Raw genomic sequence first — 22,177 nt, 5'->3', positions numbered from 1 at the left:
CTTCTTTCGGCGGTGTGACCTGTGTAACACTCCGGCTCGGCGGCGTTCAGCCCCGCACTTCTCCGACACCGTCGTTCGAGAGGACCAGCCGCTCATGGCCCACCACGTCCCCGCCGCCCAGCCGCCCGATGCCCAGCCTTCCGATACCCAGCCCCCCGACGACCGGGCCGCCGCCGCCGATGGCCGGCCGCCCGGTGACCCCGGGCCGCGCACCCTCGGCCGCCGCCGCTTCCTCGGCTTCGTGCTCGCCGCGCCGACGCTCGCGGTCGCCGCGCAGGTGGGCGCCGCCGAACTCACGCCCGGCCGGGCCGAAGCGGCGATCCCCTCGCTGCCCCAGCCGGAAGACCTCTTCGACCTCGGCGACCTGCAGAACCTCGCCGCGCTGCCGACCTCGGGCCTGATCGCCGTCCGGGTCGGCACCGACGGGCGCGCGTCCTTCGCCGTGCCGCGGGCGGAAGTGGGGCAGGGGATGACGACCGCGGTCGCGATGATGATCGCCGAGGAACTGGACCTGCCGCTGGACCGGATCGACGTGACCCTCGCCGACGCCCGGCCGGAGCTGCTGATGAACCAGCTCACCGGCGGGTCGAACTCGATGCGCAGCATCTACACCCCGGTCCGCACCGCCGCCTCGATCGCCCGGCAGCGGCTGCTGGCCGCGGCGGCGGCGCGGTGGGGCGTGCCGGTTGCGCAGCTGACCACGTCCGCCGGCACGGTCCGGCACCCCGGCGGCCGGCAGGCGGGGTACGGCTCCCTGTCGAAGGCCGCGGCGTCGGCCACCACGGTCGGCGTGGTCGCCACGCTGAAGGCGCGCTCGGAGTTCACCGTCCTCGGCACCCCGCAGAACCGGATCGACGCGCACGACGCGGTCACCGGCCGCAAGCGGTTCACCCTCGACCTCGACGTCCCGGACGCGTGGCCGACCATGGTCGCGCGGCCGCCGACGATCAACGGCACGCCGCAGGCGATCGCCAACGCGGCGCAGGTCAAGGCCATGCCCGGGATCACCGACGTGGTCGCCATCGCCCACGGGGTGGCGGTGCGCGGGCGCACCTTCGGCCACTGCATCGACGCGATCCGGGCGCTGGAGGTGACCTGGGGACCGGGCACAGTGGACGGTGAGTCCGACGCCACCGTGCTGGCGCAGCTCAAGGCGGCCCAGCTGCCGATGACCGTGCCCGGACTGCTCGACCTCCACCTCGACGCGGAGTTCACCTTCGCGGCCGCGAGCAACAGCCCGCTGGAGACCGGCTCGGCGATCGCCGACGTGCGGCCGGACCGGGCGGAGATCTGGTCGTGCCTGAAGGTGCCGATCGTGGCGCAGGAGGACATCGCCAAGCAACTGGGCCTGCCCCTGGACGCGGTGAAGGTGCACGTGACCCAGGGCGGCGGCTCGTTCGGCCGGCACCTGTTCCACGACGCGGCCGCCGAAGCGGCGGAGGCGTCGCAGAAGATGGGCAAGCCGGTCAAGCTGATGTGGTCGCGCACCGACGACTTCCGGCAGGGCCGCATCCACCCGATGTGCGTTTCGCGGGTGCGCGCGACCTACCTGCTGGGCAACGTGGTCAGCTTCGAGCAGCGGCACACCAGCGTGCAGACCGAATTCAGCCACGGGCTCGGCGAGATGCTGACGGCCTTCGCCTCCCGGCTGCCGATCGCCGGGAACCTGAGCTTCGCCGAGTCGATCTTCCTGCTGACCCAGTCCTCGCCGTACAACTTCGGCGTGACCACCCAGCTGCTCAACGAGATCCCGCTGAAGTTCAACACCGGCAGCATGCGCAACATCTACTCGCCCAACCTGGTGACCGCCGAGGAGCTCGTGGTCGACGAGCTGGCGAAGAAGTTCGGCCGGGACCCGGTCGCGTTCCGCCGCGAGTTCCTCCGGGACGACCGGCTGCGGGCGGTCCTCGACCGGGCCGCGGAGGCCGGGAACTGGGGCCGGGCCATGCCGGACGGCACCGCCCAGGGCATCGCGCTGCACTCGGAGTACCGCGGCGCGATCGCGGTGCTGGTCGAGATCGACTGCCGGCCCGAGACGGTCGGGCGAAAGATCCCCGACGCCGTCACCGGCCCGCGCGTGACCAAGGCGGTCGTGGTGGTCGATCCCGGGTTCGCGATCAACCCGCGCGGGCTGGAAGCACAGATGATCGGCGGGCTCAACGACGGCATCGCAATGTGCCTGACCTCGAGCGTGCACATCGAGAACGGCATCCCGCTGGAGGGCAGCTGGGACAACTACTTCTACACCCGCGAGTGGAACACCCCGCCGCAGACGCAGGTCATCGTCATGCCGAACACCTCGGCCAGCCCGGGCGGCGCCGGCGAGCTCGCGGTCGCTCCGTCGTTCGCCGCGGTCGCGTGCGCCTACGGCCGGGCCGTGGGCCGGATGCCGACCTCGTTCCCGATCAACCACGGCACGCTCGGCTTCGAGCCGCTGCCGCTGCAGCCGTCCACGCCGCCGTCGCCCACCGACGGCCTCGACCACACCTACTGAGGGAGCGAGCCGTGCCGCACCACACCTTCAAGGTCAACGGCAGCCAGGTCACCGTCGACGCCGACGACGACCTCCGGCTCCTCTGGGTCCTGCGGGACCTGCTCGGCATCACCGGGCCCAAGTACGGCTGCGGCCTCGACGTCTGCAAGGCGTGCACCAGCCACCTCAACGGCAAGGCGTTCAACCCCTGCTCGGTGCGGGTCGCCGACCTCGAGGACACCGACGAGATCACCACGATCGAAGGCCTGCCCGCGACCGTGGGCCAGGACCTGCACCCCATGCAGGAGGCGTGGCTGGAGCTGGACGTCGCCCAGTGCGGCTACTGCCAGCCGGGCCAGATCATGGCCGCGGTCGCGAAGGTCCGGCAGGCCACCGCCGCCGGCCACGAGATCACCGACGCCGACCTCGACGAGATCCGCAACATCTGCCGGTGCGGCACCTACGCCCGGATCCGGGAGGCGATCCGGGCCGGGGCCGCGAAGATGTGACCGGGGGCCGGCCGGTCCGGTGGGGTGCGACGGCGCGCGGGCCGTCCCCGGCCGGGCCCGTGATCGCTGTGGGCGACGTCGCTTTCGATGACCAAGACAAGTGTTGCATACTGCAATGGTGTCTACGGTTGGCGGTGCGGCGGAGCGGAAGCCGGTGGTCCCGGCCCGGCCGCCGCTGGGGCGGTGGCTGCGGGCGAGCCCGACCGGGCTGATCGGGCTGGCGCTGGTGATCGGGGCCGGCGCCGGTCTGGGCGCGGTGGCGTTCCGGTGGCTGATCACGACGTTCACCCACCTGTTCTCCGGGCAGCCGGACTACTCGGCGGCGGGGCGGGTGGCGCATCCGTGGTTCCCGGCGCTGGGGCCGTGGTTCCTGCTGCTGGCCCCGGTGGTCGCGGGACTGGTGTACGGGCCGCTGGTGCAGAAGTTCGCGCCGGAGGCCCGCGGGCACGGGGTGCCCGAGGTGATGTACGCCGTGGCGGAGCGGGGCGGGCGGATCCCGGCGCGGGTGAGCGTGGTCAAGGCCCTGGCTTCGGCGCTGACCATCGGCTCGGGCGGCTCGGTGGGACGCGAGGGCCCGATCGTGCAGATCGGCTCGGCGCTGGGCTCGGCCCTGGGGCGGAGGGCGAGGGTGCCGGAGTCGCGGTTGCGGGTGCTGGTGGCCTGTGGCGCGGCGGGCGGGATCGCGGCGACGTTCAACGCGTCGCTGGCCGGGCCGTTCTTCGCGATGGAGCTGATCCTGCGGGACTTCGCCGCGGAATCGTTCGGCGCGGTCGTGCTGGCCAGCGTGACCGCGAGCGTGGTGGGGCGGGCGGTGTTCGGTGACGTGCCGTTCCTGGACCTGCCGCCGTTCACCCTGCGCAGCCCGGTGGAGTACCTGCTGTTCATCGGGCTCGGCCTGGTGGTGGGCGCGTGCGGGGTGCTGTTCACCCGCGTGCTGTACCTGGTCGAGGACGCGTGCGACGCGCTGTGGCGGGGGCCGGAGTGGCTGCGCCCGGCGGTCGGCGGGGTGTTCCTGGGGGCGCTGCTGCTGGCCCTGCCGCAGCTGTACGGCGTGGGGTACCCGGTGCTGCAGAACGCGCTCGAGGGCCGGTACCTGATCGGGTTCCTGCTGCTGTTGCTGGCGGGCAAGATCGTGGCCACCAGCCTGACGATCGGGATCGGTGGTTCCGGCGGGGTGTTCGCGCCGTCGTTGTTCCTCGGGGCGATGGCCGGCACGGCGTTCGGGATCGTGGTGCACGCGTGGCTGCCCGGCCTGACCGCCTCGCCGGGGGTGTACGGGCTGATCGGGATGGGCGCGGCGTTCGCCGGTTCGGCGTGGGCGCCGATCACCGCGGTGATCGTGCTGTTCGAGCTGACCGGCCAGTACCCGATCATCCTGCCGATGCTGACGGCCATCGTGATCGCGACCGCGACCAGCCGGGCGTTGGGCCAGGACACGATCTACACCCTGAAGCTGCGCCGCCGCGGCGTGGACCTCGACCGGCACCCGGACTCCCGGAGGCTGGCGGGGACCCGGGTCGAGGCCGTGGCCGAGGCGTTGCCGGAACCCCTGGCCGGGGACCTGCCGCTGGAGCGCGCGGCCCACGCGCTGGCGGTGTCCGGGCACGGGATCCTGCCGGTGGTCGGGCCGGACGGGCGCTACCAGGGCTGCGTCACGGCCCGCGCCGTGGCGGAGGCTCTGGCCGGCGGCAGCGGCGGAGTGGCCGGTGACCTCGCGGAGCTGCCGCCCCTGGTGACCGCGCAGAGCAGCCTCGCCGACGCGCTGACCGCGTTGACCGACGCGCCCGGCACCGGGCTGCCCGTGCTGTCCGGCGAGGACCGGCTCAGCGGCTGGATCACCCACCAGGCGGTGCTCACCGCGCTGGAGCCGGACGCTGCCCGCTGAAGGTGGTCCGGCCTCGGGCCTTCTCGAACGCCTCGTTCCCCGGCCCGGCGGTCGCTCAGGCCCAGATCGCCTCGGCTCCGGTGCCCGCGGGTGGTTCGCCGCCCGCTTCGGCGAACGCGGTGAGGACGTCGATCAGCCCGTGGCGCGCCGGTTCCGGCATCTTGGCGACGATCTTGGCGATTTCGCGACGCCGGCGCTGGGTGACCAGGCGGACCACCCGGGCGCCTTCACCGGTCAGCTCGACCGCGATCTCCCGACGCGAGGACGGGCTGTCCTGCCGGGTGACGAGGCCGGCGGTGACGAGGCGGTCGACCATGCGGCTGGCCGTGGAAGGGTTGACGCCCAGCAGTTCGGCGAGCGCGGCGTGCTTGAGCGGCCCGCGCGAGTGCAGCACGACCAGCAGCCGGAACTGCGGGAGGGTGATCAGGTCGCCCGCGGCGGCGATGGACCGGGCGGAAACGGCCACCAGCAGCCGCGACGCGGTGAGCACGGCGTCGGTGACCGCGTCGACGTCGGCCGCGGCGGTCGTGGGACGGGGCATGGCCCCAGTGTGCCGCACCTGGGGCGATTCCCGCCGACGAGGCCCGGCCCGTCCGGCTGCGGCACGAGGCGCCCGGGCTCGCGGTACTTGTCCGGCGCGGGGTGAGGGGCGATAGTGGGGCGTGGCGCCGTCCCCGAGGAGTCCTGTGCCCGCCGACCGCGTCTCCACCGCCCGGCCGGTCGATCGGGAGTTGCGCCGGCTGCTGCGCCAGGGCACTTTCGCCCAGGTGCTCGATCACTGCCTGAACGTGCGCGGGTTGAGCCTGAAGCGCCTGCAGGACGACCTCGAAGCCCGGGGCGCGCACATGAGCCGGGCGGCCTTGAGCTACTGGCGCAACGGGCAGTGCCGGCCGGAACGCGACGAGTCGCTGCGGGCGGTGCGGGCGCTGGAGGAGTTGTTCGGGCTGCCCGAGTCCGCGCTGGTGTCCCTGCTCGGGCCACCCCGCCCCCGGGGCCGGGGCGCGGAGCCGGGTTCGGTGGACCGCAAGCGGATGTGGCCCGGGCACGATCCGCTGGTGGCCTCGCTGGCGGTGTCCGCGGACGAGGGACTGCGGCACCTGTCGGTGCACGAGGACGTGCGGGTGGGCGCCGACCGGAGACTGGCCGAGGTCAGCACCCGGATGGTGGTGGAGGCGGCCCGCGATCACGTGGACCGCTGCCTGGTCTACCAGTGGGTCGAGGAGTCGGAGCTGCCCGAGCTCGCGGCCTCGCGGTTCTGCCGGCCCGGCCGGACGCGCCGCGACGAGACGGCCGGGGCGACGGTGTGCGAGCTGGTGCTGGACCAGCGGCTGATGGCCGGGGAACGGACCGTGGTGGAGTTCACCTGGAAGTTCGCCGGCGGCCCGGAGCTCACGCACTACCACCGCCGGTTCACCCGGCCGGTCCGCGAGCTGGTGCTGCAGGTGGAGTTCACCGGGCCCGCGCCGGCGAACTGCGTGCCCTACCGGCAGCGCACCCCGGCCGACCCGGCCCGTCGCGGCCATCCACTGTGGATCGGCCTGACCGGGGCCGCGCACCTGGTGGTGGAGGACGTGCGGCCGGGGATCGCCGGGCTGAGCTGGGAATGGGACTGACCGGTGGCCCTCGGGGAGGGCCACCGGTCGTCTCTCACCCCCCGGGGATCAGTAGACGAACCAGGAGAACTGGTCGCTTCCGCTGGTGCCCGAGCTGTCGGTGGCGGTCACCGACACCTGGTAGGTCTGCCCGGAGCTGCTGGGCTTCCCGCTGATCACCCCGGTGCTCGCGTTGATCGACAGTCCGGACGGGAGCCCGGTGGCGGTCCACCGGTAGCCGCCGGAACCACCGGACGCGGACATCGGCAGGTTGACCTGCTGCCCGTGCTGGGTGAACTGGAAGCCCGGGTCGGCCACGGTCACCGGCCCGCTGCTGCCCTTGGTCACGGTCAGCGTGAACGTGGCGTCGTGGCTCGCGGTGGCGTTCTTGCCGGTGACGGTCACCTTGTAGGTGCCCGCCGGGGTCGACGCGCTGGTGGAGATGGTCAGCTTCGACGAGCTGCCCGCGTTGACCGAAGTCGGGTCGAACGTCGCGGTCGCCCCGGAAGGCAGCCCGCTGGCCGAGAGCGCGATGTCACCGTTGCCCGGCGGGGTGGAGCCGATCTGGGCGTTGGCCCAGTCACCCATCGAGCCCCAGAGCTTGCCGTGCACGTTGTAGGACGCGCAGTCGGTGCGCAGCCAGGAGAACACGCCGTAGATCTTGCCGTTGTAGTAGTACGGCCCGCCCGAGTCGCCCTGGCACAGGCCCTTGCTGCCGTCTCCGTAGCCGTCGCAGAACATGTAGTCCGGCTTGAAGGCCGAGGAGTCGATGCCGCGGCAGTTCTGGCCGTCGACGGTGGGCAGCACCGCCTCGCGCAGCTTGGTGTTCTTGTTGCTGTCGTTGGCATCGGTCTTGCCGTAACCGATGGCGGTGCCCTGGGTGCCCAGCGCCAGCGTGTCCGAGGACGACGCGATCGTCGGGTAGGTCATGCCGGCGGGCACCGGGATGTCGGTCTTGGTGAAGATGATGGCCACGTCGTTGCCGTTGCGGAAGCCCTCGTCGCTCTGCGGGGTGTAGTCCGGGTGGATCCGGAACTCGGCGATCTCGATCCGGGTGCCCTTGCTGGTGTCGGCCAGGTCGTCACGCCCGTAGATCAGGTACTTCGGGTCGCCGTCGGCGAACTTGCAGTGCGCCGCGATCAGCACGGCCCGCTTGGCGACCACGCTGCCGGTGCACGACTGCTCCTGCGGGCGGACCCCGCCGGTGCGGCTTTCGGAGATGATGAACGGGTACTTGGCCACGGTCGTGGGCTGCCCGTTGATCACGTTCGGGTTCGCGCCCCGGCCGCCGGGGGCCGCGGCGGTCGAGACGGTGGCCGAGGTCGACTGCCCCGCCGCCACGGTGGCCGAGCTCGGGCTGACGCTGAGGGAGAAGTCGCCCTTGCCGGAGCCGTTGACCGTCAGCGACACCGTCGCGGTGTGGGTGGCGTCGGAGCCCTTGCCGGTCACGGTGACCGAACTCGGCCCCGGCGAGGCCGAAGAGGCCGCGGTGAGGGTGAGGGTCGAGGACTTGCCCGCGGTCACCGAGGCCGGGTCGAAGGACGCGGTCACCCCGGCCGGCAGGCTGCTGGCCGACAGCGCCACGGTCTGGGCGCTGCCCTTGGTGACCTTCGTGGAGATCGTCGTCGTCACGGTCTTGCCCGGGTCGACGCTGACCGAAGCCGGGTCGGCCGCCATGGAGAAGTCGTTGGCGGCCGGCGGCGTCGTGCCGCCGATCAGGGAGTCGGCCAGGGTGTCACCCTGCATGGAGCCCCAGCCGGTGCACAGGTCGTAGCCGGTGCCCGCCGAGTAGGTGCCGTTGCTGCCGGAGGTGACGTCGTGGAAGTTCGACGAGTACGAGCTGCCCTTGCCGATCGAGTACAGCGTCGGGTTGATGCCGCCGAGGTTCGACTTGCCGCCCGCCTTGGCCTTCTGGTTGACCATGGCGATGTAGCCGGCCCACAGGGGCGAGGACAGGCTGGTGCCGCCCACGTCCTGCCAGCCGCCGTTCATGTAGACCGACAGCGCGCCGGCCCCGTAGTCGGCGTCCATCGCGACGTCGGGGACCGAGCGGTGCGCGTTGTTCCCGGTCTGCCACTCGGGCCGGTCGTAGATCATCGAGTAGCCGCCACCGGAGCGGGTGTTGCCGGTGCCGCCCTGGTTCCAGCAGGACTCCGAGGTGTAGGTGCCCGCGTTGTCGGCGGTGCGCAGCTGGGTGCCGCCGACGCCGGTGAACAGCGGGTCCGACGGCGGGTAGTCGGCCTGGATGGTCGAGTTGTCGCCGTTGTAGCCACAGCCGGTCGCGCCCCAGTCACCCGAGGCGGACAGCATCGTCACGCCCTGCGCGGCGAGCTGGGTGTAGGAGTCGTGCGAAGAGGCGATCGGGTCGGACTCGCACTTCTCGCCCAGCAGCCAGGAGTTCGACAGCACGGTGATCGCGTTGTCGCTGGCGATCTTGGCCATCTCGTCGACCCACGCGCTGTCGCTGTTGGGGGCCTCGTAGACCACCTGGGCGGCGCCCGGGGCGGTCGCCGCGACGGCCTCGACGTCCAGGGTCACCTCGAGCTGGTTGCTGCCCGGGCTGGACACGCCACCGTCGACCGGGGTCACCTTCGGGGTCACCGAGGGCTGGCTGAAGTAGTTGGTCCAGGAGTTGATGTCGGACTGCTTGAACGCGTCGAACTCGATCAGCCCGACGGTCTGCCCGGACCCGGTGTAGGAGGCGGACAGGTTCTTCATGTTGTAGGCGGTGCGGAACTGGGCGGGGGTGTAGCCGCCCCCCGGTCCGGCGGGGCCGCCGGGGGCCGAGGCGCGGTGGGCGACCTCCCGGTTGGTGAGGCCGGTCACGCCGCGCACGGTGGCGGCGAGGTCGGCGGGCACCTTCGGCGCGTTGTCGTTGGCGTAGAACTGCCGTCCGTCGCCACCGGTGTAGGCGCTCAGCCGGGTGCTGAAGGCCTGGTCCACCGAGTCCGCGGAGCCGGAGGCGTCGACGACCTGCCGGTTGCCGGACACGTCGTCGACGTGAAGACCCTTGGCCCGCAGGTAGTTCGTCACCTTGTCCACATCGGACTGACGTGGCGCGAACAGGTCGTTGTACTGGTTCGAGGTGAGGAAGTGCCGGTAGGCCGGGGACTGCGGGTCGTTGACCGACGCCACGAACCGGTCCAGGCCGGACTGGTCGTGCGGCCGCAGCGCCACCGCGACGTGCACTGCCTGGGCATCGGGCAGCGCGCCGTCGCGGTGGGCGCCGGCCGGTATCGAAGCGCCGTGTGCGGCGAGCGGGACCAGCGGTGCCGGTGGGGCGCCACTGGCTGTTCCGGCTGCCGCCGAGGTGGCCGCCGTGACGAGACACGCCGCGACCGCGACGGCTCGGATGGCGGGCAGGGATCTTGACACCGTTCCTCCACGTGGTGAGGGGAGAGATCGCCGGGTACGAGGCCGGCGATCGCCGATGCCCGAGGACGCTAATTGCGTCTCAGCCGCTTGGTATGCACGGCGTGAACGTTCAGTGACATTCACTTCGGAGTTCCCGCGGTGGGTGGTAAACGCAGCTCAGGGACGTTTTTGTTCAGTGACAGTCCAGATTTGGCCGGTGAGCGTCAAGGAACTGGCGGCCGGGTCACCGGCCCGGAACGGCCGAAAGCGGCATACCGGCGCGGCCCGGGGCGATGCGCGGTCCGGCGGTCCGGTTCCCCGGCGGGGCGGGTAACGGTCCGGTCGCGCCGTCGTGGCCTTCACCGGGGTGGGGTAAGTGGCCGGCTGTGACCACTCGAACTGGTGCGGTTCCGCGCGGAGCCATGGACGGGGGCACCGCGGTGCGGCCGAGATCGGTGACCATCGCGCTCGGCCTGTGGCCGGCGAGTTCGGTGGCGTCGATCGTCGGCGCGATCCTGGCGTTGACCGAGACGGACGTGCGGATCGACGACCAGGCTCAGGGCGCTGCGTCGGGCCAAGCCGTGGCCGCGCACTCGGTGGTGCTGACGGTGGTCACGCTGGTGCTGGTCGCGCTCTGGCGGGTTTTCCTGTTCGCGATGCGCGCGGAGAGGAACGGGGCCCGGGTCGTGCTCACCATCCTGGGCGCGTTGTCGATCATCTCGCTCGGCCTGGGCGGGATCGGTGTGGTGGAAGGGATCCTGCAGATCGCCGGGTCGCTGTTGACGCTGCTCGCGATCATCTTCCAGCACCGGCCGGACGCCAACGCCTACTTCCGGAAGCCGTGAAGCCACCACGGGGGGCCTGAGCGGCACCCGGCCAGCGCTGGTGACGCGAACCGCCGGGCCCACCTTCACCCAGTGCCGGGTGAAGGTGGCGCCCGGGTTTTCGCGTCAGCGCTCGGAGGTGCGGGCGGGGCGGGGCGGGGGCTGGAGCCGGGTGAGGGCGTGACCGAGGGTGGGGGCGAGGTCGAAGGTCATGCCGAGCAGGGCGATGGGGCGCAGCAGGGCCGGCTGGCCGGTGACGAGGAGCAACGCGCTGCCGTGGCCGGCGGCCTGCCGGTGGGCGGTGTGGAGGATTTCGAGGCAGCCGGCGCTGCAGAACGTGGTGGCGGTCAGGTCCGCGATCAGCGCGGCCGGGGGACCGTCCGCGCTCGCGCGGGTGGCGGCGAGCGCGGTGGCCGTGCTCGCGGTCAGTTCGGGTTCGGCGGTGAGGTCGAGTTCGCCGGTGACGGTGATGACGACCGGTTCGGCGGTGTGGTGCGGCCGGGTGGTGATGGTGAAGTGCACGCGGAGCCCCTTGTTCGTCGGAGGGGGCCGGTAGCTCGTGAAGCAGGTCGCGGCCGCATCAGGGGCGGGCGGTGCCGGCGAGCGCAGCGGGATGGGTACTGGGGCGCGTGGTTGGACCCCGGGGGTGTCGGACGGGTTCACCCTACGCGGGAGCACCGACGACAACGGTGGCGTCTCACCCGTCGGAGTCGATGGCGGCCGGCTCGGGCTGGTCGGTGGCGGCCCGGTCGAGCCGGGCCCGCGCGGCGGCGACATCGCCGGTGATGGTGAGCACGCGGTCCAAGCGCAGCAGGTGCAGGGGACGGCGCAGAGCGTGGGCCTCGGTGGCGAGCACGAGCCGGTGTCCGGCCGCGGCCAGACGCCGGTGGACGGTGTGCACGAGCCCGATGATCGCCGAGGAGCAGAAAGTCACCGCTGTGGCGTCGAGGATCACGTCACCGCGGGTGCCGGTGTCGGTCAGCGCGGCGGCCAAGGCGTCATGGGCGACGATGTCGAGGTCTCCGCCCGCTACCACCACCACGATGGGGCCGCGGGGCCCGTCGAGCGTGCTGGTGGCGAGGGTGTAGTCGAGAGGATGCGGCGGTGGAGGGACGGGCGAGGTCAAGACGGGCAACTCCGGCCTTCGGTGGGTAGCTCACGGCCGGCCTCGCCCAGCGGGGCATCAGGCCGTGACGGAACCGGTGCAGGGCTGGAGTTTCAACCACGCAACCCGATCAGCCTAAGGCCCGGCCCGCGGCCCCGGCGGCAACACGCCCGGACTCCGCGCGGGCCACGCCCGTTCGGTCGACCGCTTTCGCGCATTCAGCCGATCGGTCAACCGTGGTCGTCGCCCGGACGCACGGGGAGCTCGGCCCACACGGTCTTGCCCTCGGTCCGGGGCTCCTGCCCCCACCGGGTGGCGATGGCGTCGATGAGGGTCAGCCCGCGCCCCCCGTCCTGGTAGGCGTCGCGCGGCTGGGCCGGCTCGGTGCTGGTGTCGGACACCTCGATCAGGAGCCGGTCCTGGTGCAGGGTCAGGGCCAGCCGGTACGGCGCGCGGGCGTGGCGCAGCGCGTTGCAGGCCAGCTCGTCGACCACCATGCGCAGGTCGGACACCGAATCCATGCCGGAATCCGGGCAGTGGCGGCACATGAACGCCACCGCCCACGCCCGGGCCTCCCGCAGCCGGGTCAGCTCCGCGGGCAGGTCCATGCTGGACCGCATCGGCCCCGGCCCGGCCCCGTCGCCGCCCGGCTCCGGTGCTCCCGGTCCGGTCATCAGGTCGTGGTGCCGGTCACTGGATCCACTCATGCTCGATCGTTCCCTCTCAGGTCACCCGTGCCCCGGTCCCCAGTGCCCGGAGCGCGTAACGTCCGCCGGCCGGCAGCACCGCCGCGCGGTGGAACGAACGCGGCAGCTCGTGGTTGAACCACCCGGCGTCGCTCTTCGACTACCCGCGAACGGATTCCCTCAATCGGGGCGATCGCCGGAACGGCCGGGCGCTGAAGTCCGCACGTCGAGCAGCGCGAACTCGCGGAGCTGGCCGGGGGCGGCCGCGGCGCAGGTCAGCGGCCGGTCGACGGGGGTGCGGTGCTCCTGGAGCAGCACCGAGCAACCGGGATCGGTGAACTCGACCCGCCACCGGCCGGCACCGGCGGGCTCGAGGGCCGACGGCCGCAGTTCGTCGATCCCGCAAGCGCCGGTGGCGCGCCGGGCGTGGTGCTGCGCGGCCTGCACCGCCGGGGGAAAGGCCGAGCGCCCGCGCAGCCATCGGGTGTCCAGCCGCCCCCGGACGTAGTCGTCGACGATGCCGGCGGCGTCGGCGGGCGGCACTCGGCCGAAGGTGAAGCCGTGCGGCAGCACCACGGCGGTGGGCGCGAAACGGCAGCCACCGAGATGCGTGCACTCCCAGGTGGTTTCGGGGCGGGCGGCGGCCAGCGCGGCCACCAGGGGACGGCCCCGCACCGCACAGCAGGCGTCGTGCCTGCCGTGCGCGCAGACCAGGGTCAGCGGCCCGGTGAACGGGCGGCCCTGATCGGCCGGGACCGCGGCCAGCCCGCGGGCGTCGTGGAATTCGCCGGTGCGGATGGCTTCCCGCCCAGGACGGGCGTCGACCAGGAACCACTGCCGCGACGCGGTGTCGCGGACCCGGGGGCCGGGCCGCCGGATCAGCACGATCCTGGCGTCGGCCGGCCCGGCCCACGCGGTCACCGCGGCGACGGCGGCCGGATCCAGCCCGGGCGCGTCCAAGGCCTTCCGGCTCCACGACCCGGGGTGCTCGATCAGCAACCAGCGGGACGCGGGAGGCGCGGTACCGGCGAGGGCGTCGCCGGCCGCGTCGGCGAGTTCGGCGCATCGGCGCCACTGCGGTGCTCTCGGTCCGGTCATGGAGTGGCTGCCACGAGCACACCTTCTCGCAGCAACCGGCGCACGAGCACCACCTGATCCGGTTCGTCCAGCCCGGGCAGCCGCCCGACCGGCCACGCAGCGCCGTTCAGCACCGCGCGGAGTGCTTCTCCGGTGGCGGTGGGCAGCGAGAGCTGCCGATCCGGCAGCTCCAGCACCACGGAGTCCTTCCCGGGGACCAGCCGGTGCCCCAGGCCCGCGCGCAGCCGCACGACGTCACCGGGTTCGAGCCGGCCGGCGAACGCCGCGGCGGCCAGCGGGCCGATCGGCTCGGGGCGGCGGCCCGACCAGACCCGGCCGCGCACCCGCCGGGCGACGTCCTCGGGGGAGACCCGCCGGACCGCCTCGATCAGCGCGGAGCGGACGTGGTCGAGCTGCGGGGCGAGCTGCGCGGGATCGGCGACGTCCACGCCGAGGGGCAGCGACGCGCGCAGCCGCTCGTCGGAGGACACCAGCGAGGTCAGCGCTTCGACCAGCGCGAACTGCGTCACCACGTGCACCCCGAGGGTCAGGTGCGCCGACACACCTCCGAGGGCGACGGCGGAGTGCAGCCAGCCCCGGGGCAGGTACATCACGTCGCCCGGTTCGAGCACGCTGTCGATGGCCGGGGCGTCGTCGCGGGCACTGGCGGTGACGGCTTCCCGGTGCTCGGTCCACGGCTGGCTCCGCAACGGGGCCGGGTGGACCGGGGCGTGCACGGTCCAGTGCTTGCGACCGGCGAGCTGCAGGACGAACACGTCGTGGACGTCGTAGTGCGCGGAGAACCCCTGCGAAGACGGCGGGGTGAGGTAGGCGTTGGCCTGCACCGGGTGGCCGACCCGGTCGGATAGGTCCACCACGAAGTCCAGCACCCCGGGCCAGGTGCGGTGCAGCGCCTGGAGCACGATGGTGCTGCCTTCGGCGAACAGCGCCGCGACCCGGTCGTCGCGCACCTGGTCGCCGATCTCGGCGCCGACCCCGGCGCCACCGGTGAACGAGCCCGAATCGATCAGCTGCCCGTTGCGGGCCATCCGCAGGAACGGGGTCCGCAGCCCGCGGCGCGACAGCAGCTCGTCCACGTCGTCCAGGTCGATCAGATCCCGGAAACCGGTCCGGTCGGCGCCGCGGCGCAGCAACGGTTTCCGGCTCCAGTGCTCCTCGGCGAAAGCGGGGACGTCGGGGCCGACGAGGCGTTCCAGCGCCCCGCCCGCCGGACCGGCGCCGACCGGTGCCGGGACCGCCTGGGCGGAGGTCCCGGCACCGGCCGCAGGGCCGCTCAGATCAGCGTGCCCCACCGTCGGCGCCTCCGTCGTGCTGGCCCGGGACGCCGTCGCCGGCACCGGAGTCGGCGGGGCCTTCGGCGCCCGAGTCGGCGCCTCCGTCCGCGCCGCCGTCGTGCTGGCCCGGGACACCGCTGCCGGCACCGGAGTCGGCGGGGCCTTCGGCGCCCGAGTCGGCGCCTCCGTCCGCGCCGCCGTCGTGCTGACCCGGCACGCCGCGACCGGCGCCCGAGTCGGCGGGGCCTTCCGATCCTCCGGTCGTGGACGTGGTGGTGATGTCCTCGTCGCCGAGAGCCATAGCTGTCTCCTTCTTCATCCGGGAACTGCGGGATAGCTGCCCCGGGAGTACCCACTACCAGCGCCCGGCGATCATGATTCCGGCCACTCGATGAGGGAATTTTTTCGCGGGTCCGCCGACGGCGGCGCGGGGCCGGTGAGTCCGAAGTGGATCTCCGGACGGTCGCGGGGCTCCACCGGGTCGCCGGAGACGGGCGAACAGCCGCGACCGCACGGGGGCCGGTGCTGGTGCCGCCGGGCCGGGGCGAGATCGGGCTGAGGGGCCGCACCCGGCCCGGCGGCAGTCCGCGGTGGGGGAGAGGGGCGCCGGTCACCCGCCCCCGGGGCTCAGCGCGGCCCGATCTGGTGGGTTTCGGGGTGGGCTTCCTGGGGGGTTCCGCCGATGTCGTCCTGCCCGGCGTGACCGTAACCGTTGCTGCCGGGCCCGTGCCCGTTCCCGTTGTGCCCATTGCCGTTGCCGTTGTGCCCGTTGCCGTTGGTGTGGGAAGCGCGGTGCAGCGCAGCCGACTCCTCCGGCGGGTCCGGGGTCCACAACGACCCCGGCACCGCGTGCCCGGCGGTACCGAGCTTGTTCATCTTCTTCGGCACACTCGCACCCTGATACGCCAGCGCCACCGCGTGACCGTGCCCGTCCACCCCGCCCAGCGGCTGGTGGACCTCGATGAACTCACCATGCGGCAACCGCTTGATGATCCCGGTCTCCACCCCGTGCTCCAGCACCTCACGATCCGCCCGCTGCAACCCCAGGCACAACCGGTACGTCAGGTAATACGCCACCGGCGGCACCAGCAGCACCCCGATCCGCCCCGCCCACGTCGTCGCGTTCAGCGAAATGTCGAACTGATCCGCGATGATGTCGTTGAACCCCGACAACTCGATCACCAGGAAGAACCCCAGCGCCATCGCCCCCAGCGCCGTCCGCACCGGCGCGTCCCGCGGACGCTGCAGCAGATTGTGATGCGCGGTGTCCTTCGACAACCGCCGCTCCAGGAACGGATACGCCAGCAGCAACCCGATCAGCACCGGCATCCCCACCGCACCCGGGAAGAACACCGCCGGAATCGTGTAATTCCCCAGATACACCTCCCACGCCGGCCAGATCCGCAGCATCCCGTCCGCCCACGCCATGTAGAAGTCCGGCTGCGACCCCGCCGACACCTGCGCCGGGTTGTACGGCCCGAAATTCCACACCGGGTTGATCTGGAACAACCCCGACATCAACGCCAGCACCCCGATCACCAGCGTGAAGAACGCCCCGCCCTTGAGCGCGAACACCGGCATGATCCGGATACCGACGACATTGGTCTCCTTGCGCCGCACCCCCGGGAACTGCGTGTGCTTCTGATACCACACCAACGCCAGATGCGCCCCGATCAACGCCAGCATGATCCCCGGCACCAGCAGGATGTGGATCGTGTACAACCGCGGGATGATCTCCGTGCCCGGGAACTCCCCGCCGAACAACGCCCAATGGATCCAGGTACCGATCACCGGCACCGACAACACGATCCCCGACAACGTCGCCCGGATCCCCGTCCCCGACAGCAGGTCATCCGGCAGCGAATAGCCGAAGAAACCCTCGAACATACCCAGCACCAGCAACAAACTGCCGATCACCCAGTTCGCCTCACGCGGACGCCGGAACGCACCCGTGAAGAAGATCCGCAGCATGTGCACCATCATCGACGCCACGAAGATCAACGCCGCCCAGTGATGCAACTGCCGCACGAACAAACCACCACGCACATCGAACGAAATGTCCAACGTGCTCGCGAACGCCTTCGACATCTCCAGACCCTGCATGTTCTGGAAACTGCCGTGATAGACGACCTCCTCCATCGAGGGATCGAAGAACAACGTCAAATACACACCCGACAGCAACAAAATGATGAAGCTGTACAACGCGATCTCACCCAGCAGGAACGACCAATGCGTCGGGAACACCTTGTTGAACTGGTGCCGCAAACCCTTCGCCATGTGATAACGCTGATCAGCGCTGTCCGCAGCCAGACCCAGCTGCTTCTCCAGCGCGCTCGTACCCTTGGTGGGCGTGGTGAGAGAACTCATGCGCACCTCTCGGGCTGAGCGGTCGGCGGCGGGTGCCTCCCTGATCGTCACACTTCTGCATCGCGAGTGCAACGGGGGTGCCCGGACGGGCGGGGGGCGGCGATGGTTTCCCGGTAGGCGTCGGCGAACCGGGCGGCGACCCGGTTGATGTCGAACCGGGTCAGCACGGTCGCCCGCCCCGCTTCACCGATGGCCCGGGCGGTGCGCGGGTCGGCCGTGAGCATCCCGGCCAGAGAGGCGAGATCGTCGGCGAAGCGGGCCGGATCGCCGGTGTCGGCGAGGAACCCGTTCTCGCCGTGGCGGATGTAGTGGCCCAGGCCGCCGCGCCGGGGCCCGATGACCACGAGACCGGCTTCCATCGCCTCGAGGACTGCGATGCCGAACTCCTCCTTTTCGCTGGGGCACACGTAGAGGTGGGCGGCGGGGGCGGGCAGGAACCGCCGCAGCCCGTGCTCCAGCCGGCGGACGCTGCTGTTCGGCAGCGCGGGGAGCAGGGCGAAGCGGCCCTCGGCTTCGGGGACCGTGGCGGCCAGCGCCAGGATCCGGCTCTGCACGAGCCGCTCGTCGGGGGTGGGGTCGGTGAGGTCGCCGCCGATGATCGCCAGCGCGTAGTGCCGGTAGAGCCCGCGGTCGAGCCAGGCCCGCAGGAGCAGGTCCTGCTGCTTGACCGGGTGCAGCCGGCCCACCGACACCATCAGCGGGAGCCCCCGCGCGGCCGCGGACAGCCTCGGCCGGTCCCGGTCCCGGGTGAACAGGGACTGCGCGAGCTGTTCCTGCCGCGCGAAGCCGTAGGTCTCCCCGGGCGGGCTCAGGGTGATGCCCTCCTCGATGGCCGTGGTCGCCCGTTCGCCCCGGGCCAGCGGCGGGAAGTAGCGCTCCAGCTCGCCGGGCGCGCGACCGGGCAGGGTGAGCAGCGTGTCCGCGGCGGTGATCAGCCGGTCGGCCGCGTACATCCGGTGCAGGTCGGTCCCGGCCGCGGCCGGGTCGGGATCGGTGCCGGGGCCGTACCGGCTCGCCAGCGCCCGGTGGGGATCGGCGGTGAGGGTGAACACGACCCGGGCCCCGAGCGCGCGGGCGGCATCGGCGATGGCGACCGAACCGTCGTCGGCGTAGCGCACGTGGACGAGTCCGGGCACCAGCCCGGCCGCCGGCAGCAGGTGCCGGGTCCAGAAGGTGATCGAGGCCCGGTGCCGGGCCAGGTCGGCCTGGGCCGGGGGGACCTCGTGGTCGACGGGTATCCGGACCGTGAGGTGGGCACCGTCCCCGGTGACCAGCGGGAGGTCGTGGCCGAGCTGCGGGGCCGGGCACAGCACCAGGGTGAGCACCCGGCCGATGCCCGGCCGGCGGCCCAGCGCGTCGCCGAGACCGCTCAACAGCACCGTGAGGCCGCCGCTGGCCCCGGCCCCCGGCCGGTCGGCCGGACCGAGCAGCATGGACTGGGCGACGGTGAGCCCGTCCACGGCGGCCGCCCGCCGGACCGGCCACCCGGGGCCTTCGAGCACCGGCCGGTCTGTCCCGGCGAGCGCCACCGCGGCCAGCAGCCGGTCGTAGCCGCTGTGGGCCGAGGCGTGGAAGTCCGCCAAAGCCGCCGCCGCGGCAGGATCGGGGCTCCGGGAAGAGAGGTACCGAACGGCGGCGTGACGGTGACTGCGGCCGTCCTCGGCGGCCGCAGCGACCTCGGCGACCTCGAAGCAGGCCAAGCCGTGTCTCTCGGCCGCGTCCAGCAGGAACGGCCGCAGCTCGCGCGGTCCGTCGCGAAAGGCTTGCCGTAGCGCCGTCGCCGCGGCTTCCTGCCCGGCTGAGGCGAGCGAACCGGCGAAGGCGTCGAACCCCACCGAAAGGGCGAGAGCGCCTGCGGGAGTGTCGGGATTCACGGCGGACAGTTCGGCGAGCAACGCCTCCGGGGTCTGGCCGGAACCGGTCCGCACGAGCCGGCGCAGCCGCGCCGGAAGCAGTTCCGCGGAGGTCAGCGGGCCGGCCGGGGCGACTCCCGCGTACTCCAGGAAGGCCGGCGTCCGGAACCGGGGGTGCAGAGCCGCCGGCTCGTCCCCGGGGACGGTGGAGCCGGAGTTGCGCAACGCGGCGATCGGGTCGGGGGCGGGTCTCGTCAGCGACTCAGGCACGAGGGGATCTCCTTCATGGCAGTCTTGCGGGGTGGCCGAGCACCAGCGGGGAGAGCGGATGGACGTCACGACCGGGAGCCGGCGGCAGCGGATCGTGGTGATCAGCCCGCCGTTCGCTTCGCACGCGCGTCCACTCGCGACAGTCGCGGCGGCGTTGGGCGCGACGGGTTCGGCGGAGGTGAGCTTCGCCTGCGCACCGGAGTTCGAGGGTCTCGCGGACTCGCTCGGGGTGCCGTTCCGGCCGCTGGTGTTCGGTGACAACGCCAACACCGGGATCGCCGAACGCACTCGCCAGGACCGGGCCGGCGCGGCGCGGCTGGCCGAGTTCCTCGCGGCGACCGCGGAAGGGGCCCTGCCCGCCCTGCTGACCCAGGTGCGGCACCGGCGGGCCGACATGCTCTCGGCGCCCGAAGCGGTGCTGGGCGCGATCCGCGCGCTCGACGAGCGCCTGCGCCCGGACTGGTACCTCGTCGACCAGCTCGCTTACTCCGTCACCCTGGCCCTGCACTGCCTGGGCGCGCGCTGGGCCACGTTCTGCCCGGGCCACCCCAGCTACCTGCTCGACGGGCCCGGCCGGTGGTTCGGCGTGCCGCCCTACTGGCCGGAGGCCATCACACCGGATCCCGTCCGGCTGCGTGAGCTGCGGGAGACCGCGGCCGAAAACGACGTGCTGTTCACCCGGCTGTTCGCCGAGTTCACCGCGGAGCACGCGCCGGGGCGGCCGGCGCCGGGCCGGGCGTTCGCGCTCACCTCGTCCGAGGCCGTGGTGCTCAACTACCCGGAGCTGCCCTGGCTGCCCGCCCTGCCGAGCCGGCCGGTGAAGATCTTCGCCGGCCACTGCACCAGCGGCACCGATGGCACCGAAGCCCTGCCGCCCGGGTGGCTCGACCGCATCGCCGGGCTCACCGGCGGTGGCCGCCGGCGGCTGGTGCTGGTGTCGTTCGGCACGTTCCTCTCGGCCCGGGACGACGTGCTCGTCACCGTCGCGCGCGGGGTGCTGCGCTCGCCCGGCCTGGCCGTGCTCGTGGTGGCCGGGGACCGGGTGGCGGCGGTGCGGGCCGCGCTGGGGCCGGACGAGCGCGTGCTGGTCGAAGACCACGTGCCGCAACGCGCGCTGCTGCGGCACACCAGCCTCGTCGTGCACCACGGCGGCAACAACTCGTTCACCGAGTGCCTCGCCGCCGGCGTGCCCGCCGTGGTCCTGCCGTTCTCCAGCGATCAGTTCGCGATCGCGCACGACGTGGAACGCGGTGCGGCCGGCCGGGTGCTGGACCCGGCCGCGCTGACCCCGCAGCGGGTCCAGCAGGCCGTCGCGAGCCTGCTGGGACCGGCCGGGCCGGTCCCGGGGGCGGATCAGCACCCCGCGGTGGCGCCGGGCGCGAGCGGGGGACCGGCGTTCGCGGCGGCCCGGTTGCTCCAGGTCATGGGTTCTCCCGGGTGATCGATGCAAGTGCGTTGCAAACCTACGGGCTCCGCCCCCGCCGTGCAGCCCGGCGAGGAACACCGGCCCGGTGCCGTTGTGAGCGTGATCGGGCAGTGGGACAATCCCCGCTTCGACGATCGTTTCCGGATCCGGGCGACAGGGGCGGGTGAGGCTGACCATGGCGGTCCCGCCCGCGCGCACCCCGGCCCGCTGGAATTCCGCGCAGGTGGCCGAGATCCTCGGGGTCCCGCAGGTCACCCTCCGGACCTGGGACAACCGCTACGGCATCGGGGCGAGCCACCGCGACTCCGGGGACCGGCGCTGGTACTCCGCCGCCGATCTCGACCGGCTGCGCCGGATGCGCGGCCTGCTCGCGCAGGGATACCCGGCCCGCACGGCGGCGAGCACGGCGCTGGCCGGCACGGCCGCGGACGTGCCCCCGCACGCCCGGATCGCCTCGATCGGCTCGGCCGCCGGCCGGCTCAGCTCGGGTGCCCTGGCCGGCCTGCTCGACGATGCGCTCGCCACCCTGGGCGCGGCCCGCACCTGGGGTTCGGTGATCGCCCCGGTGCTGCGGGACCTGGGGGACCGGTGGAACGACGGCGAGGACTGCATGGCCGCGGAATGGACGTTGTCCGCCGCCGCTTCGGCCGCGCTCGACCGCCACGTCCCGGTCGTGGACGAGGCTTCGCTCGCCGAACCGGTGGTGCTGGCGTGCAGTCCGGGCGAGCGGCACGAGCTGCCGGTCAAGATGCTCTACGCGGCGCTGCGGGAGACGGGTGCCCCGGCGGTCTACCTCGGCGGCATGGTGCCGGGACAGGTGGTCTCGGAGGTGGTTCGCCGGTTCCGCCCGCCGCTGGTCCTGCTGTGGTCGATGACCTCCTCGACCGCCGACCTGCCGCTGCTGCGCGAACTGCGCGGGGCCGGGATCGGCGTCTGCCCCGCCGGACCGGGCTGGGTGCCCGCGGTGAACGGGCCCGAGCCGGTCGCGGAAACGTTCGACGACGCGCTCCGGGTCGCGTCCGGGGCACGGGCGCGAGCCCGCGCCGTGGCTCAGCGGCCGCGCAGGCGCCGCTCGTCCCCGGTGCCCAACCGGCGCTGACCCGGCCGCAGGCGCGGCACGGGGCCGGAGCGCAGCGCCGGGCCCTCGTTGGCCAGCATCACCGCCAGCCACGGCAGCGGGACCGAGGCGGCCAGGAAGATCACCGCCAGCCACCAGGTGTGCGCGAAGACCCCGGCCAGCACCAGGCAGGGGATCCGGCACAGCATCATGATGGTGTACCGGCGTTTGCGGGACCGCAGCTCGTCGGCCGGAGAAGGGGCCGCGTCGGTGATGAGCACCGGCTCGGCCGCGTCGCGGGGACCCCGCATCCTGACCGTCCTTCCGGTGGTCCGCCGGCTTTCCGGGTGAGCGTCCGCTCGCGTTTCGCCGACGACGCCGACTCTACGCCTCGTCCGGCGGGC

18 protein-coding genes are annotated in these 22,177 nt (G+C 72.8%); 7 read left to right on the top strand and 11 right to left on the bottom strand.

Annotated features, from left to right (window positions below; all coding sequences use genetic code 11):
• The first annotated feature begins 94 nt into the window (after positions 1-94).
• The 3 genes from NYF13_RS30300 (at position 95) to NYF13_RS30290 (ending at position 4,867) form a co-directional block, all read left to right on the top strand.
• Entirely contained in the window at positions 95-2,494 is a 2,400-nt protein-coding gene (locus NYF13_RS30300; protein WP_315661349.1) for a molybdopterin cofactor-binding domain-containing protein, read from the top strand.
• Positions 2,495-2,505: 11 nt separating this feature from the next.
• Positions 2,506-2,982 (top strand): 2Fe-2S iron-sulfur cluster-binding protein, encoded by a 477-nt coding sequence (locus NYF13_RS30295; RefSeq protein ID WP_315661348.1) that lies wholly within the window; start codon positions 2,506-2,508, stop codon positions 2,980-2,982.
• A 115-nt stretch (positions 2,983-3,097) separates the two neighbouring features.
• On the top strand, positions 3,098-4,867 hold the full coding sequence (locus NYF13_RS30290) for a chloride channel protein (RefSeq protein ID WP_315661347.1): 1,770 nt from the start codon (positions 3,098-3,100) through the stop codon (positions 4,865-4,867).
• A gap of 55 nt (positions 4,868-4,922) precedes the next feature.
• Here NYF13_RS30290 and NYF13_RS30285 read toward each other — a convergent pair whose 3' ends face one another.
• Positions 4,923-5,408, bottom strand: a complete 486-nt coding sequence (locus tag NYF13_RS30285) for a MarR family transcriptional regulator (protein ID WP_315661346.1) — start codon at positions 5,406-5,408, stop codon at positions 4,923-4,925.
• A 145-nt stretch (positions 5,409-5,553) separates the two neighbouring features.
• Between NYF13_RS30285 and NYF13_RS30280 the strand changes: the two genes are divergently transcribed.
• On the top strand, positions 5,554-6,480 hold the full coding sequence (locus NYF13_RS30280) for an XRE family transcriptional regulator (RefSeq protein WP_315661345.1): 927 nt from the start codon (positions 5,554-5,556) through the stop codon (positions 6,478-6,480).
• Positions 6,481-6,528: 48 nt separating this feature from the next.
• Here NYF13_RS30280 and NYF13_RS30275 read toward each other — a convergent pair whose 3' ends face one another.
• Positions 6,529-9,834 carry a protease pro-enzyme activation domain-containing protein gene (locus NYF13_RS30275; protein WP_315661344.1) on the bottom strand — a complete coding sequence of 1,102 codons (3,306 nt, stop codon included), beginning with the start codon at positions 9,832-9,834 and terminating at the stop codon, positions 6,529-6,531.
• 401 nt (positions 9,835-10,235) lie between these two features.
• Between NYF13_RS30275 and NYF13_RS30270 the strand changes: the two genes are divergently transcribed.
• A complete protein-coding gene (locus NYF13_RS30270; RefSeq protein WP_315661343.1) occupies positions 10,236-10,658 on the top strand; it encodes a hypothetical protein in 423 nt (140 codons plus the stop codon).
• A gap of 105 nt (positions 10,659-10,763) precedes the next feature.
• Here the strand turns inward: NYF13_RS30270 and NYF13_RS30265 are convergent, their stop codons facing one another.
• From NYF13_RS30265 to NYF13_RS30230, 8 genes are all read right to left on the bottom strand, one after another.
• A complete protein-coding gene (locus NYF13_RS30265) occupies positions 10,764-11,159 on the bottom strand; it encodes an STAS domain-containing protein (protein ID WP_315661342.1) in 396 nt (131 codons plus the stop codon).
• Positions 11,160-11,334: 175 nt separating this feature from the next.
• On the bottom strand, positions 11,335-11,763 hold the full coding sequence (locus NYF13_RS30260; protein WP_315661341.1) for an STAS domain-containing protein: 429 nt from the start codon (positions 11,761-11,763) through the stop codon (positions 11,335-11,337).
• Between the two features lie 209 nt (positions 11,764-11,972).
• Entirely contained in the window at positions 11,973-12,449 is a 477-nt protein-coding gene (locus NYF13_RS30255; RefSeq protein ID WP_315661340.1) for an ATP-binding protein, read from the bottom strand.
• Positions 12,450-12,608: 159 nt separating this feature from the next.
• The gene (locus NYF13_RS30250; protein WP_315661339.1) at positions 12,609-13,526 is read right to left on the bottom strand and encodes a sucrase ferredoxin; all 918 of its coding nucleotides are present in this window, start codon (positions 13,524-13,526) and stop codon (positions 12,609-12,611) included.
• Positions 13,523-14,818: a JmjC domain-containing protein gene (locus tag NYF13_RS30245; RefSeq protein WP_315661338.1), complete on the bottom strand. Its 1,296-nt coding sequence runs from the start codon at positions 14,816-14,818 to the stop codon at positions 13,523-13,525. Before NYF13_RS30245 ends, NYF13_RS30250 begins: the two co-directional genes overlap by 4 nt.
• Positions 14,805-15,101 (bottom strand): hypothetical protein, encoded by a 297-nt coding sequence (locus NYF13_RS30240; protein ID WP_315661337.1) that lies wholly within the window; start codon positions 15,099-15,101, stop codon positions 14,805-14,807. Before NYF13_RS30240 ends, NYF13_RS30245 begins: the two co-directional genes overlap by 14 nt.
• A gap of 326 nt (positions 15,102-15,427) precedes the next feature.
• Positions 15,428-17,167: a cytochrome bc complex cytochrome b subunit gene (locus tag NYF13_RS30235; protein ID WP_315661336.1), complete on the bottom strand. Its 1,740-nt coding sequence runs from the start codon at positions 17,165-17,167 to the stop codon at positions 15,428-15,430.
• Between the two features lie 47 nt (positions 17,168-17,214).
• Positions 17,215-19,290 carry a glycosyltransferase family 4 protein gene (locus NYF13_RS30230; RefSeq protein WP_315661335.1) on the bottom strand — a complete coding sequence of 692 codons (2,076 nt, stop codon included), beginning with the start codon at positions 19,288-19,290 and terminating at the stop codon, positions 17,215-17,217.
• A gap of 58 nt (positions 19,291-19,348) precedes the next feature.
• On the opposite strand from NYF13_RS30230, the gene NYF13_RS30225 reads away from it, so the two are divergent.
• Together NYF13_RS30225 and NYF13_RS30220 are read left to right on the top strand one after the other, a co-directional pair.
• A complete protein-coding gene (locus tag NYF13_RS30225) occupies positions 19,349-20,731 on the top strand; it encodes a glycosyltransferase (protein ID WP_315661334.1) in 1,383 nt (460 codons plus the stop codon).
• Between the two features lie 160 nt (positions 20,732-20,891).
• On the top strand, positions 20,892-21,815 hold the full coding sequence (locus tag NYF13_RS30220; protein ID WP_315661333.1) for a MerR family transcriptional regulator: 924 nt from the start codon (positions 20,892-20,894) through the stop codon (positions 21,813-21,815).
• Here the strand turns inward: NYF13_RS30220 and NYF13_RS30215 are convergent.
• A complete protein-coding gene (locus NYF13_RS30215) occupies positions 21,767-22,084 on the bottom strand; it encodes a DUF3099 domain-containing protein (RefSeq protein WP_315661332.1) in 318 nt (105 codons plus the stop codon). The genes NYF13_RS30220 and NYF13_RS30215 overlap by 49 nt on opposite strands.
• Between the last annotated feature and the right edge of the window lie 93 nt (positions 22,085-22,177).

The sequence above is a fragment of the Amycolatopsis sp. PS_44_ISF1 genome, from assembly GCF_032335455.1.
Taxonomy (GTDB): Bacteria; Actinomycetota; Actinomycetes; order Mycobacteriales; family Pseudonocardiaceae; genus Amycolatopsis.
Note: the sequence above shows the minus strand (reverse complement) of the source record. Positions and strands in the feature narration are given on the sequence as shown.